The sequence below is a fragment of the Streptomyces yatensis genome, from assembly GCF_018069625.1.
GTDB lineage: Bacteria > Actinomycetota > Actinomycetes > Streptomycetales > Streptomycetaceae > Streptomyces > Streptomyces yatensis.
The window spans coordinates 6,944,264-6,957,221 of record NZ_CP072941.1; the positions used below are offsets into that span (position 1 = coordinate 6,944,264).

Here is a 12,958-nt window from a genome sequence, read left to right on the forward strand (position 1 = left end):
CCACGTACGCCACCGCCCGCCACGTAGGCCACCGCCCGCCCTACTCCGCCGCCACGATGCGCTCCACCGCGACCGCCACCAGCCGGTCCCGCTCCGCCTCCGTGAAGACGTCCGGCAAGGTGAGCTGCTCGACGATCAGCCAGTTCAGCGCCAGTATCAGCAGCTTGACGGCCATGGCGTCACCGGGGAGCCCCGACGCCTCGTGGTAGGCGACGTTGGCATCGACGTCGGCCCGCACCCGCTCGGTGAGGACCGTACGCAGCGCGGGGCGGCGGGTGGCCTCGAGGCGGAGCTCCAGCAGCGCCAGATAGCCGGTGCGGAACGAGGCGACGCGGCCGACGAGTTCACGCATCAGCTCCACGTAGGTTTCCCGGTCGCGGCCCGCCGCCCGCTGGCGGGCGATCGTGGCCTCGTCGGGCTGGAGCCGCTCATAGACACGGGCGCCGGCCTGGGTGAGCAGATCGTCGCGGTTGGCGAAGTAGTTGGATGCCGTACCGGCGGGGACAGCGGCCTCGGTGTCCACCGCCCGGAAGGTCAGGCCGCGTGCGCCGTCCCTGGCCAACACCTCGATCGCGGCGTCGACGAGTGCTGCGCGCCGCTCGTCGTTCCGTCGAACCATTGACACCACTCCATCTGTAGTACTACGTTCACACCACTTCAGGCAGAGTACTACGGATGGAGCTCCAAAGGATGCGAAAGCTCGTGTACTACGTCGCCGTCACGCTCGATGGCCGCATCGCGGGCCCCGGCGGTGAGTTCGACTTCTTCCCCGGCGGCGACGAACAGCAGTCCGCCGCCTACGCGGCCTGGACCAACGCACTCTTCCCCGAGACGGTCCCGACCGCCTTCCGTGACGCGGCCGGCCTGGCCGACGCCCCCAACCGCCACTTCGACACCGTCGTCATGGGCCTCGGCTCCTACCGCCCCGCCCTGGACGCGGGCGTCGGCAGTCCGTACGCGCATCTGCGGCAGTACGTGGTGTCCAGCACCCTCAAGCCCGACATCGACCCGGCCGTCACCGTCGTCCCGGGCGACCCGCTCGCCCTCGTACGCGAGCTCAAGCGGGAGGAGGACACGGAGCTGGACGTGTGGCTCTGCGGCGGTGGCAAGCTGGCGGGTGCCCTCCTGCCCGAGGTCGACGAGCTGGTGATCAAGAGCTACCCGGTCGTCGCGGGGGCCGGAGTCCCGGTCTTCGACGGCGCCTTCGACCCCACCGTCTTCGACGTCGCCGAGCGCACGGCCTTCCCCAACGGCGTCACCCTCACCCACCTCACCCGCAGCTGATGCCGCATGACCCATGGACTTATCTCTCTTGCCGGCCGCCGCAATGTCGTCGCCGTCAAGGACCCGCAGACCGCTACCGGCTGGTCACGGAAGCGGGCGGAATCCGGAGCGAATTCGGCCTGGCCGCCACGGCCGAACCAATCCCGCCGGACATCGCTGATCAGCCCTCCCACCACGGCTCGATGCCCTCCACGGCGACGAACTCGTGGAAGTCCATGTTGCTGATCTCCAGGTTGCACACCAGCGATCCGACGTGGCGGCACGGAAGCACGGCGGACTGCCCTGGGGTGTCGTACAGGTCGACGACGGTCAGCGGTCGGCCGGGCTCGGCAAAGGTTGTGGCGTCGGCGAGCGCGACCAGCGTGGTGTGTTCCGTGGGCGGGACCAGCACCGGGACCTGGCCCGGTCCAAGGCCCTCGAAGGCCCGGTCGTCGACGACCAGCGCGGTCAACGGGTAGTGCTCCGGATCGATCTCATCCGGGTCCACGTCCGCGCCGACCCAGCCGTCCTCGTCGGCCCCGCCCAACTCGTCGAGCAGAGCGCGCCAGCCCTCTTCGTCGTCGAAGGAGGTGCGGACCAGCAGGGCCGCCTCGGTGGCGGGCAGTGCGGGGAAGGACCGGAGCGGCGGCACCGTCGGCGTGGGGAAGGCCGGTCGGCCACCGTCCCCTTGGTACATGCCGTACACGTCCATGTCGCGCACCAGGTCGTCGAACGCGAGCCGGCCGCCCAGCAGGGCGGCCAGGATCTCGCCGAGCCGGGCCGGCGGGACCCGGACACCGCGACCGGGTATCACCGCCAGGTCCACCAGCAACGGCCCGTCCCCGCCGTACACCACGGGGATGTCCGCCAGGACGACGACGGGCGGCACGAGGCCGCCGCCCGGGACAAGCGCCGGTACGTTACCGCCGTGCAGGTAGTCCCACCCCTGGCCTTCGACGAGGCGGAGCCGCACCCCGCCCTCAAGGATGAGCGCATGGCCTTCTCGACGGCCCCCGATCCCGTCGACCAGCCCGCCCCACAGGGCCTCACCGTCCTTGTAGCAGGTGCACACCAACAGCACTTCACCAGGCGCGGGCTGGGGAAGCTCGGGAAAGGACATGACCCTCCTTCGAAGGACTGGCGCGGGGACCAGGACACTAACCCACCAGCCCGACGGTGTGACGTCGCGGCCGAGCCGTTCCAGGTCGGCACTCTTTGCTCGTTGTAGAGACCACATTGAACGGTCCATGATGTTCGCCGCCCTAGCCTGGAAGCTTTGTACGACAAACGCTCAACGGGGGAGGCGTCGCATGGGCGGCGGCAGCGGCAGCGGCGGCGGGCACGGCGGCGGCGAGGTTCTGGACATCAAGGTGGCGGACATCAAGTCCGTCGCGCCCACCTTCCACCACCAGTCGGTGAAGCTGAGTGAGGCGCTGACGAAGCTGATCACGACGCTGGACGGCTATGGGGAGCCGTGGGGGGATGACAAGCCGGGGAAGGACTTCGGCAAGCAGTACAAGCCGAACCAGAAGCACATCGAGTCGGCGGCCGGCATTCTCGTTCTCGGGCTGACCAGCATCTATGAGGCGATGAACGACATGGCCGACGGTCATGTCGACAACGACAAGCTGATCGAGGGCATGTTCACCAAGGCCAAGCACGGCTCCGGTCATGACCGGGGTCCGGGCGCGGGCGGTCATCGGTGAGTTTCGGGAGCGAGATCGAGGAGAAGGCCAAGGCCCTCCTCATGAAGCTCGGCATGTGGTGGCCGGACGCCAACTCCGGCACGCTGCGCCACGCGGCCGACGCCTGGCGGACGTTCGCCGACAGTGTGGACGATGTGCGGGTGGCCACCGACAAGGCGGCCACGACGCTCATCCACCACAACAAGGGTGAGGCGATCGACGCCTTTGAGACGTTCTGGGGGCGTTACGCCAAGGGCAAGGACGAGGGGTGGCTGAGCAATCTCGCCAAGTCGGCCCGGAACATGGCGAAGTTCCTGGAGAAGTTCGCCGACAAGGTCGATGACGCCATCGACGCGCTGAAGGCGCAGATCGCGATCGACGCGGCCGCGCTGGTCGGTGGTCTCTTGCTGACCCCGTTCACCGGCGGTGCCTCGGACGAGGTGGCCGCGGAGATCATCGCGATGGCGAGCGGGCTGGGCATCGCGGTGGAGGAGGCGGTGGCGACGCTGGCCGCGGAGATCTTCACCGGCGCGGTCTTCACCAGCGTGCTGTCGGTGACGATCGACGCGGCGGTGGCCCAGCCGGTGAAGATCGCCCTGGGGCAGCAGCAGGGCTTCAGCCTGGACGAGGTCAACCAGGCCGCCAAGGACGGCATGATCGACGGCGGTATTTTCGGCGCGGGGCTGGGGGTGCTCAAGCCCGGTGTGATGCCGAAGCTCACTGGTGTCCCGGACCTGCTCAAGCCGCCGAAGGTGCCGTCGCTGCGGCCGAATCTCGTGGAGGAGGGTCCGGCCGCCCGGCCGACGAAACAGTGTCCGCGTACGGGTGAGCCGATCGACATCGCGACGGGTGCGATGTTGATGGAGCAGACCGATCTGACGCTGCCCGGTTCGCTGCCGCTGGTCTTCGAGCGCACCCATGTGTCCTCGTACCGGGGTGGGGTGTGGTTCGGCCCGACGTGGGCCAGTCTGCTGGACGAGCGGATCCAACTGGATGCGGAGGGCGTGGTGTTCGCCGCCGCGGACGGGATGCGGCTGGTGTATCCGGTGCCGGAGCCGGGCGTGCCGACGCTGCCCGCGAAGGGCGCGCGGTGGCCGCTGGAATGGGACGGCAAACCGGACGGCGTCATGACCGTCACCGATCCGCAGACGGGTGTGGTGCGGACGTTCGTGCGTCCCTCCGCCACGGAGGAGACGGGCGCGGTCTACCTGGCTCTGGAGAGCCTGCAGGACCGCAACGGCGCCCGCATCGAGATCGAACGCGCCCTGAGCGGCGCCCCGTTGGCCGTGCGCCATTCCGGGGGCTATTACCTGGCCGTTGACGCCGAGGGCCAGCGGGTCACCGCGCTGCGGCTCCTGGATGAGGCGCCGTCGGTCTATGCCCCCGAGCGGAGCCGCGAGGGCGGCACGGTGGTGATGCGCTACGGCTACGACGAGGCGGGCAACCTCACCGAGGTCATCAACTCCAGCGGCGAGCCGCTGCGGTTCACGTACGACGGCGAGGGGCGGGTGACGTCGTGGACGGACCGCAACGGCACGTCGTTCCGGTACGTGTATGGGCCGGACGGGAGGGTGGTGCGCACCGAGGGCAGCGAGGGCGTCTACAACGGCTGTCTGGAGTACGACGACGCGGCGCGGACGACCGTCTACACGGACTCGCTCGGCCACGCGACGAGGTACCGCTACAACGCCGACGGTCAGCTGATCGAGGAGACCGATCCGCTGGGCCACACCACGCTGACGGAATGGGACGCGCGCGGCGACCGCAAGGTCGCGGTGACGGATCCCCTGGGGCGTACGACGCACTACGGGTACGACGAGGACGGCAACCTGACCGGCGTCACCCTGCCGGACGGGGCGCGGGCGGAGGCCACGTACAACGACCTGTGCCTGCCGGTGGAGGTCACCGAGCCGGGCGGCGGGACGTGGCGCCACGCGTACGACGACACGGGGAATCTTCTCTCGACGACCGATCCGGCGGGGGCGACCACCGCTTACGGCTACACCGAGCGGGGCCACTTGGCCGAGGTGACGGACGCGCTGGGCAACACCACGCGTCTGACCCCGGACGGGGCCGGGCTCCCCATCGCTGTAACGGACCCGCTGGGGCACACCACGAGCGTCCGCCGGGACACCTTCGGCCGGGTGGTCGAGGCGACGGATCCGCTGGGCCACACCACCCGTATGGGCTGGACGACCGAGGGCAAACCGGCGTGGCGCGAGGAGCCGGATGGGGCCCGGGAGAGCTGGACCTGGGACGGCGAGGGCAACCTCCTCGCCCACACGGACCCGGCGGGCCACACCACCCACCAGACGTCCACCCACTTCGACGTCCCGGCGACCCGTACGGAGCCGGACGGCGCGACGTACGCCTTCGCGTACGACACCGAGCTGCGCCTGACCGAGGTCACCAACCCCCAGGGCCTGACCTGGACCTACACCTACGACCCGGCGGGCCGCCTCACCACCGAGACCGACTTCAACGGCCGCACCCTCACCTACACCCACGATGCGGCCGGCGACCTGTTGACCCGCACCAACGGCGCGGGCGAGACGATGCGTTTCACCCGGGACGCGCTGGGCCGTGCCGTCGAGCAGCGGGACGACGCGGGCGAGACCACGACCTTCGCCTACAACGCCGTCGGCCAACTGGCCCAAGCGACCAACGCGGACGCCGAGCTGACCATCGAACGCGATGCGCTGGGTCGCGTCCTGTCAGAAACGGTCAACGGCCGGACGACGAGGTACGCGTATGACGCGGTTGGCCGCCGCACCGAACGCATTACGCCGTCCGGCCTGACGAGCGCCTGGACCTACGACGAGGCGGGCCGCCCCACGTGCCTCGACAACGGCTCGGGAACCCTCTCCTTCACGTACGACGCGGCGGGACGGGAAACCGAACGCCGCCTGGGCGAGGGTGTGACCCTGACCCAGACCTGGGACGAGGCGGACCGCCTCACGACACAAACGATCGGCGAGGCCCGCGGCAGCGAAGCGAACCGCATCCTCCAACACCGTGCATACGCGTACCGCCCGGACGGCTACCTGACCGAGATCCGCGAACTGACCTCCGGTACCCGCCGCTTCGACCTGGACCCGGTAGGCCGCGTGACGGGGGTGCACGCCCACGGCTGGACCGAGACATACGCGTATGACACGGCAGGCAACCTCACCCACGCAACGGCCCCCGCGCACGGATCACCCGGCGACCGGGAGTTCTCGGGGACGATCATCCACCGAGCGGGCCGCACGACGTACGAACACGACACCCAGGGCCGCCTGACCCGCCGCACCCGCAAACTTCTCAACGGTCAGACCCGCACCTGGACCTACACCTGGAACGCCGAAGACCGCCTCACCGACGCGACGACGCCGGACGGCGACCACTGGCATTACACATACGACCCACTCGGCCGCCGCATATCCAAACAACGTCTGGGCGAAGACGGCACGGTCACCGAATCGGTGGACTTCACGTGGGAAGACACCCGCCTGGTCGAGCAATCCACCCCCGAGGGCAAACACACCACCTGGGACTACGCCCCAGGCACCCACCGCCCCCTGGCCCAGACCGATCACACCCCGCTGATCCGGGAGCCCGGCGCATCCCTCATCGAGAAATTCACGGGCGCCGATGACGAGACGCCACCCGGCTTCCACGCCATCGTCACGGACTTGGTCGGCACCCCAACCGAGCTGGTCACCACGGCCGGTGACCTGTCCTGGCAACACCGCACCACCGTCTGGGGGACGGACTTCCCCTCCCGTATAAGCCTGGAGGCCGTTGACTGCCCTCTCCGCTTCCCTGGTCAATACGTCGACCTCGAAACGGGCCTGTACTACAACTACTTCCGCTACTACGACGCCGAAACAGCCCGCTACACCAGCCCAGACCCACTTGGCCTGGACCCTGCCCCCAACCACCACGGATATGTGGTCAATCCTATGGGGTGGGCCGATCCGCTTGGCCTTAAGTGTGTCAAGGTCACGTCGAAGATTCACGATGACCCACTCCTCGTGCGGGCCGCCCAGAAGGCAGGAAAGGACGAGCGGGTCCAGCATGACCTGGATGACCTCGTGGCCAAGTATCGGGAAGGCAACGACAATCCGGGAATCGGTACCAAGACCCTGCCGGGATCGAACGTACGGTACCTGCGAGGCAGCAATGGTGGTCGTGTATTCTTCCAGGAGACCTCCGACGGAATAGAGATTCTCGGTAAGTCGGATAAGAAAAATGAGCAACAGGTCATCAATCGCCTCATGAAACTCTACGGTCACTGACATGTATCAAATCAGCGAGAACGGTCTCAAAATCGAGATCGAGCTTGGTGGGGACTCTCCCGAGACGGTCGAGAACGCCGATGGGTGGGTCGAGTTGCCCAATGGTGAAAAGTGGGCGGCCACTTTCCTTACCTATTCCGAAGTTGGCAGAATTCTGGACAGGTGGTCACATACTGGGGAGTTCCTGAACGGAGGGTACTTCGCCTGCTCGGATCTGGTGATTGTTAGGAAGCCGGGGGCTCGTGAGATGTTCAATGCCGTGAAGGACATGGTGGCGACCGGGTCGCACAGGGGGCATCTGACACGAGTCGACCCCGAGTGAACCGGCTCTTTCGAGGAAAGATGACGGCTGTCGAGCGTCTGTTCAGGCATCTACAAGCGGCTGAATGCAATGTGCCGAACAAGCTCTTTTCAGCGGCAGAATGAGCGAACAGCCGTTTGGGGGTCGCGGATCAACGTGCAGATCGATGTCGGAGACTGGGAGTTGAAGTTCAGTCAGCGCCCGACTGACCCGCTTCCTGCACTTGTGCATGCACTTTATAAAGGATGAGCGAGAAGAGAATGCCCCGGGTTCTTGATTGGCTTGAATGTGGCGATGCGGCTTTGGAGTCAGACCCTTGGATTGAATTCAAGGTGATTTGGGATGCCGCGGGGCCCCGGCGGCCTCTCTATTGGATTATCGATGGCACATACGGTGGATCCGTGGAGGTGAAGGTTGACCAGGACACTGGTGCGCTCCTACAGGTCATCGTCATCGATTCGCCTCCCCCTGGTCCGCCGGTGGGGCGTGTGGGGGTGGTTGAAGTGGCCGATCGGAGTGTTCCAGTGATTGACCGGACGGAATGGGGTGCAAAGACTAATCCCGACGAGGCACCGGTAGCGCTGCCTGACCCGCGGGATGTGACCGTTGCTGTGCAGCACTAATGGGGGCGCGTGAACGGTGTCGCCGGATCGTCCATCCAAGAGGTCGATCAGGCGCTGAAAGACGACTTGGTTGACGTGGTTGACGAAGAGTACGGAACGCTCGAACTGCATGGCTGGCCGCTGATGACCAGCATCGCACGCCCGTGCGGCAGCGGCGCCAGTCTTCGCAGCCGACCCCACGGGCACCCCTCGGCGACAGCCGTGATCGTGCGAGCCTCCAGCCCCCACGCCGCACCCGCGCTGCGAAAGCCCAGCCCCCGCAGCGCGGACCGACATCACTACCCGGCTTCCTCGACCCCCACGCCCGCACCCCATCCCCGCGAAGCGGCAACCGCGCCCACCGCCATCGCGGCCAGCGCGGCGCTGACCCACACCGCCCCCCGGTAGTCGCCCGTCGTCTCCGTCACGACGCCCGCGGCCAACGGGCCCGAGAACGCACCCGCGTTCAGCGCGACCGTGGCGAACGAGCCGCCCAGCGAGGGAGCCTGGGAGGCCGTACGCATGACACGTGTGACGAGTGTCGAGCCGATGCCGAACGACAGGCCGCCCTGGAGGATCGTCATGATGAAGAGCGGGACCGGATAGGGGCTGGTCGCGGCCAGGACCGCCCAGCCGGCCGGCAGGGCACACACGGCCAGGAGCAGGCCCCTCCCGAACCCGCCGTCGGCCCTACGGCCGGCCGTGGTCACCCCCACGAAGGCGCCGACCCCGAACGCGGCGAGAAGGGCGGGGACGGCGGCCCCTGGGAGGTGGGTGATGTCCGTGGCGATGACGGCCAGGTAGGCGAAGGTCGCGAACGTCGCGCCGTTCACGACCGCCGCGAGGACCATGGCCCGCCGCACCGGCCGCGACGCCACCACACGCGCTTCGCGCCTGATCGACACATCCTCCCGACCGGCCGCGTCGGCGGGCGCCCGGCGGAAGACCAGAGCCAGCGCGGGCAGGCACAGGGCCGCCACGGCCCAGAACGCCGAGCGCCAGCCCGACCACTCCCCGAGCAACGCCCCCGCGGGGACACCCGCGACGCACGACAGCGTGACCCCGGACAGCAGCACGGCGGTGGCCCTGGCGTGCCGCGACGCCGGGACGAGGGTCGTCGCGACGGACATCGCCACGGCCAGGAAACCGGCATTGGCGATGGCGGCGACGATACGAGTACCGAACAGCACGGCGAAGTTCGTCGTCACCGCCCCGATCACATGGACCACGACGAACGCGGCCAAGAACCCCGCCAGGGCCCTCCGCCGTGGCCAACGCGCGCTCAGCGCGGCCATCACCGGGGCGCCGAGGATCATCCCGATCGCGTACGCGGACGTCAGGCTCGCCGCGGCTCCCACCGACACGGCGAGGTCTTGGGCAATGCCCGGTACGAGACCGGACAGCATGAACTCGGACGTTCCTTGCGCGAAGACAGCGAGCGCGAGGACGTAGAGGAAAACAGGCAAGAGGTCGACTCCAGCGAAGAGCGGATGCGGGCAAGAACAGCCGCGTGCTGGATGTCGGACTACGCCACGACGAGCCGCGACGAGCCACGACGAGCTATGACGACCATGAAGACGTCATGACTACGCCTGGATACGGCAAGCCCGAAACGGAACCAGACACACGGAGTCGTGTCCGGTCGCTGGAAGCGAGATGGACCCAAAAGTCAGGTCAGCGGTTCAGACAACTGCTCGCCGCCGAACGACCGGCGGCTCCGCTCTGTCTGATTCAGGGCTCGTCACGTCGGGCACCGTACCCACAACCCCGACGGAGATCAAGGTGGGGCGTGTTGAGCCGCAGCCCCGGTCGAGCGGGAACACATCGGAACATCACCAGGGTACGACTCCCTTGTCGTCGAAGAGCTGACCGGTGGGGCCGTCATCGGGCAGCGCCGCCAGCCTGATGGCGATCGCCGCGCCCTGTTCAGGGGTCTGTGTACCGCTGAATCCGTTGAGGTCGGTGGCCACATAGCCGGGGCAGGCGTTGTTGACCAGAATGTTCGTGCCGCTCAGCTCCTTGGCGTACTGGATGGTGACTGCGTTGAGGTAGGTCTTCGTCGGCGCGTAGGCCCCGCTGATCCCGCCGAGGTCGACGCCGGGCGTGGTCTGCAGGGACAGCGAGCCGACGTGGCTGGACTGGTTGACGATCCGCGGGTGCGCCGAGCGGCGCAGCAGCGGCAGCATCGCGTTGGTGACCCGGATGACGCCGATGACGTTGGTCTCCACCAGCCGCCGCACGGTCCCCAGGTCGATGGTCGAAGGCTCCTCCGGCCAGCCGCCCGCGACGCCGGCGTTGTTGACCAGCACGTCAAGGCGCCCCGCGCGCTCCTCGATCAGCCGCGCCGCGGCGGTCACGCTCTCGTCGTCGGTCACGTCCAAGGGCACGCCGAACGCGTCCACACCCGCCGCGCGCAGTTTCGCCACGGCGTCCGCCCCACGCCGCTCGTCCCGGGCGCCGACACCGACGCTCCATCCCAACGCGCCAAGGCCGGCCGCGATCTCGTACCCGATTCCCTTGTTCGCGCCGGTGACCAGCGCGATCGTCGTCTCACTCATGGCATCGAGCATGGCCGCGCTTCGACCGGGCACCAACACCACCTCGGCAGTGCGGCGATACCCGGACGGCATCGATCGGCCATCCTCGCGGCTACCGTGCACCCATGGAGATACGCGAGCTGCGGTACTTCGTCGCCGTCGCCGAGGAACTGCACTTCGGCAAGGCCGCCCAGCGCCTGGAGATGGCCCAGCCGCCCCTGTCCCGCGCCATCGCCCGGCTCGAACGACAGCTCGGGGTCACGCTCCTCGAGCGCACCAGCCGCAAGGTCACCCTCACCGAGGCCGGGGCCGTCCTGCTGTCCGACTCCCGCACGATCCTCGGCGCGGTCGCCGCGGCCGAGCGGCGTACCCGGCAAGCCGGGCGAGGGCGCCCCAGCTTCGTTCTCGCCGTCAAATCCGGCACCGCCGACGAGTTGCTGGCCAGACTCCTCGATGCCTACCGCGCGGAGCCCGGCGCGGCCACCGTCGATCTGCTGCTCTGCGAGGCGCATCAGCATCAGGAACTGCTGCGGAACGGGCAAGCCGATGTGGCCCTGCTGCACCTGCCCTTCGATTCGACGGCCGGACTCGACACCGAAACCCTGCGCACCGAGGCACAGGTGGCCCTCCTGCCCACCGCTCACCCCCTGGCCGGCCGTTCCCGGATCCGGGCGGCCGAGGTCACCGCACTGCCGGAACTTCCCATGGCGCGCTGGCCCGGCCCTGGTGGCGGCTACCCGGAGGGACCAGGACCCGAGGTACGGAACCTGACACAGCTCTTCCAGCTGATCGCGCTCGGCCGCGCCACCGTGATCATCCCCGAGTCCGCCTGCACCGGCCTGCGCGGGGATCTCGCCGCCGTGCCGGTCCTGGATGCCCCGCCCGTGACCACGGTGATCGCCTGGCCGCCGCAGAGCCGGCTTCGCACGGTCGCCGACCTGATCCGCGTAGCGACACGCCTTTGACCGGCTGGCAGGCCGTATCGGCACTGCCGCAGTAAATCCGGCATTTACTGCGGCAGCAGCGCTGCGATGAAGACCGCCGGGTAGCCGCGAGCCTTGCCCGGCTGCCCGGCTGTACTGATCTCGGGTTGCCCGCGGGGACACCCGCGACGCACGACAGCGTGACCCCGGACCGAAGCCCGCGACGGAGATCAATCCGATCCCGGCGCACCCCAGCCCCTCTGGTACGCGGCCCAGTCACCCGGCGTCGCCGCGAAGTCCACATACAGCGCGACACCGAACCGCTCGCGGCGCGCGTCTTCGCGGCTCAGGCCGAGGCGGACCCCCCGGACGGCCGCCGCCACCGTCTCGGCCGATTCGTGGTGGCCGATGTCGTCGGTATGGAACGCCGGGAGGCCCATCAGCAGGTCGGTGTCGCGTGGGGTCGCCTCCAGGGCCAGTCGCGTCTGCCGGGCCACATAGCCCCCGTACAGGCTCTCCAGCGGCAGCGCCGTGTCGTAGGACATCACCGCGATCTGGTCGACTCGGCGGGCGACCGCGCCGAAATACGACTGCGTCCACCACTTGGGGTGACCGGCGACGAAACCCGCGACGGAGTGGAGGGAGGGGAGGGGATCGATCTGGTGCGCGGCCACCGAGAGCGGTGCGCGGTGGGCGCGAGTGACCGTGCGCACGGCGTCCAGCAGCGACAGGTAGTCCCGGTCGCCGGAGTGCAGGGGCTCCAGGTCGAAGTGGACGCCCGCGAACCCCGCGTCCAGCACCTGGCGGGCCGAGCGCACGACTCGCTCGCGCGTCGCCCGCTCGCCGAGGTCCATCCCCGTTTGGCCCTCGGTGGACAGGACGTCGCCGAGCCACGCCTGGACGCGCACACCGGGCAGGTCGCGCCGCACCGCGTCCACCAGCCAGCGGGCTTTCGGGTAGCGCGAGGCGGGCAGGGAGCCGTCGTGCTCCAGCGGGCCCGCGTGGACATACACGTCCCGGATGCCGGTGCCGCGCACCCGCTGGACCAGCTCGGCGAGCCGGCCCTCGCCATTGCGTCCGTCCACCCAGGCGTGCCCGAGCCACACCGCGTCCCGCTCGCGCGTATGCGTTCCGGGGGCGGGATCTCCCGCGTACTGCATCCGCAGCGACACTCCGGCGGTCACGGAGGGTATGACCAGGAGCACGGTGGTGCCCGCGGCGACCCGCTTGGGCCACTTCAGGCACGGATGGGACCAGTGGCGTACGAACGCCGACCTCCCGCGCCCGAGGGCGGAGCCCGCTCGGCGAGGCGTGCGGGCAGGAGCGCCGTCGGGGTTTCCTGAGGGCGTCGGCATGGGCATCGGCGG

At 68.8% G+C, this 12,958-nt stretch carries 10 protein-coding genes; 5 read left to right on the top strand and 5 right to left on the bottom strand.

The features are described 5' to 3' along the window. Nucleotides 1-40: 40 nt before the first annotated feature. Nucleotides 41-619 carry a TetR/AcrR family transcriptional regulator gene (locus tag J8403_RS28700; protein WP_211125688.1) on the bottom strand — a complete coding sequence of 193 codons (579 nt, stop codon included), beginning with the start codon at nt 617-619 and terminating at the stop codon, nt 41-43. 71 nt (nt 620-690) lie between these two features. Here J8403_RS28700 and J8403_RS28705 point away from each other — a divergent pair, with 71 nt between their 5' ends. Then, nucleotides 691-1,284: a dihydrofolate reductase family protein gene (locus J8403_RS28705; protein WP_211125689.1), complete on the top strand. Its 594-nt coding sequence runs from the start codon at nt 691-693 to the stop codon at nt 1,282-1,284. A 160-nt stretch (nt 1,285-1,444) separates the two neighbouring features. Here J8403_RS28705 and J8403_RS28710 read toward each other — a convergent pair whose 3' ends face one another. Beyond that, nucleotides 1,445-2,383: a DUF6924 domain-containing protein gene (locus tag J8403_RS28710; RefSeq protein WP_211125690.1), complete on the bottom strand. Its 939-nt coding sequence runs from the start codon at nt 2,381-2,383 to the stop codon at nt 1,445-1,447. 190 nt (nt 2,384-2,573) lie between these two features. Here J8403_RS28710 and J8403_RS28715 point away from each other — a divergent pair, with 190 nt between their 5' ends. The 3 genes from J8403_RS28715 to J8403_RS28725 are packed head-to-tail and all read left to right on the top strand — an operon-like array spanning nt 2,574 to nt 7,550. Further along, nucleotides 2,574-2,969: a hypothetical protein gene (locus J8403_RS28715; protein ID WP_211125691.1), complete on the top strand. Its 396-nt coding sequence runs from the start codon at nt 2,574-2,576 to the stop codon at nt 2,967-2,969. Next, nucleotides 2,966-7,228, top strand: a complete 4,263-nt coding sequence (locus J8403_RS28720) for a DUF6531 domain-containing protein (protein ID WP_246586030.1) — start codon at nt 2,966-2,968, stop codon at nt 7,226-7,228. Before J8403_RS28715 ends, J8403_RS28720 begins: the two co-directional genes overlap by 4 nt. 1 nt (nt 7,229) lies before the next feature. Beyond that, the gene (locus tag J8403_RS28725; protein ID WP_211125692.1) at nt 7,230-7,550 is read left to right on the top strand and encodes a hypothetical protein; all 321 of its coding nucleotides are present in this window, start codon (nt 7,230-7,232) and stop codon (nt 7,548-7,550) included. Nucleotides 7,551-8,430: 880 nt separating this feature from the next. On the opposite strand, the gene J8403_RS28730 is transcribed toward J8403_RS28725, so the two are convergent. Beyond that, complete coding sequence (locus J8403_RS28730) at nt 8,431-9,597, bottom strand: Cmx/CmrA family chloramphenicol efflux MFS transporter (protein ID WP_211125693.1); 1,167 nt, start codon at nt 9,595-9,597, stop codon at nt 8,431-8,433. 366 nt (nt 9,598-9,963) lie between these two features. Then, nucleotides 9,964-10,701 (bottom strand): SDR family oxidoreductase, encoded by a 738-nt coding sequence (locus J8403_RS28735; protein WP_211128472.1) that lies wholly within the window; start codon nt 10,699-10,701, stop codon nt 9,964-9,966. A gap of 92 nt (nt 10,702-10,793) precedes the next feature. On the opposite strand from J8403_RS28735, the gene J8403_RS28740 reads away from it, so the two are divergent. Then, the gene (locus J8403_RS28740; RefSeq protein ID WP_211125694.1) at nt 10,794-11,633 is read left to right on the top strand and encodes a LysR family transcriptional regulator; all 840 of its coding nucleotides are present in this window, start codon (nt 10,794-10,796) and stop codon (nt 11,631-11,633) included. Nucleotides 11,634-11,821: 188 nt separating this feature from the next. Here J8403_RS28740 and J8403_RS28745 read toward each other — a convergent pair whose 3' ends face one another. Beyond that, nucleotides 11,822-12,946 carry a glycoside hydrolase family 18 protein gene (locus tag J8403_RS28745; RefSeq protein ID WP_211128473.1) on the bottom strand — a complete coding sequence of 375 codons (1,125 nt, stop codon included), beginning with the start codon at nt 12,944-12,946 and terminating at the stop codon, nt 11,822-11,824. Nucleotides 12,947-12,958: the final 12 nt, after the last annotated feature.

Excerpts from the sequence above, each read along its gene's own strand:
- J8403_RS28700 (WP_211125688.1), bottom strand. The coding sequence starts at position 619 with ATGGTTCGACGGAACGACGAGCGGCGCGCAGCACTCGTCGACGCCGCG.
- J8403_RS28705 (WP_211125689.1), top strand. The coding sequence starts at position 691 with ATGCGAAAGCTCGTGTACTACGTCGCCGTCACGCTCGATGGCCGCATC.
- J8403_RS28710 (WP_211125690.1), bottom strand. The coding sequence starts at position 2,383 with ATGTCCTTTCCCGAGCTTCCCCAGCCCGCGCCTGGTGAAGTGCTGTTG.
- J8403_RS28715 (WP_211125691.1), top strand. The coding sequence starts at position 2,574 with ATGGGCGGCGGCAGCGGCAGCGGCGGCGGGCACGGCGGCGGCGAGGTT.
- J8403_RS28725 (WP_211125692.1), top strand. The coding sequence starts at position 7,230 with ATGTATCAAATCAGCGAGAACGGTCTCAAAATCGAGATCGAGCTTGGT.
- J8403_RS28735 (WP_211128472.1), bottom strand. The coding sequence starts at position 10,701 with ATGCTCGATGCCATGAGTGAGACGACGATCGCGCTGGTCACCGGCGCG.
- J8403_RS28740 (WP_211125694.1), top strand. The coding sequence starts at position 10,794 with ATGGAGATACGCGAGCTGCGGTACTTCGTCGCCGTCGCCGAGGAACTG.
- J8403_RS28745 (WP_211128473.1), bottom strand. The coding sequence starts at position 12,946 with ATGCCGACGCCCTCAGGAAACCCCGACGGCGCTCCTGCCCGCACGCCT.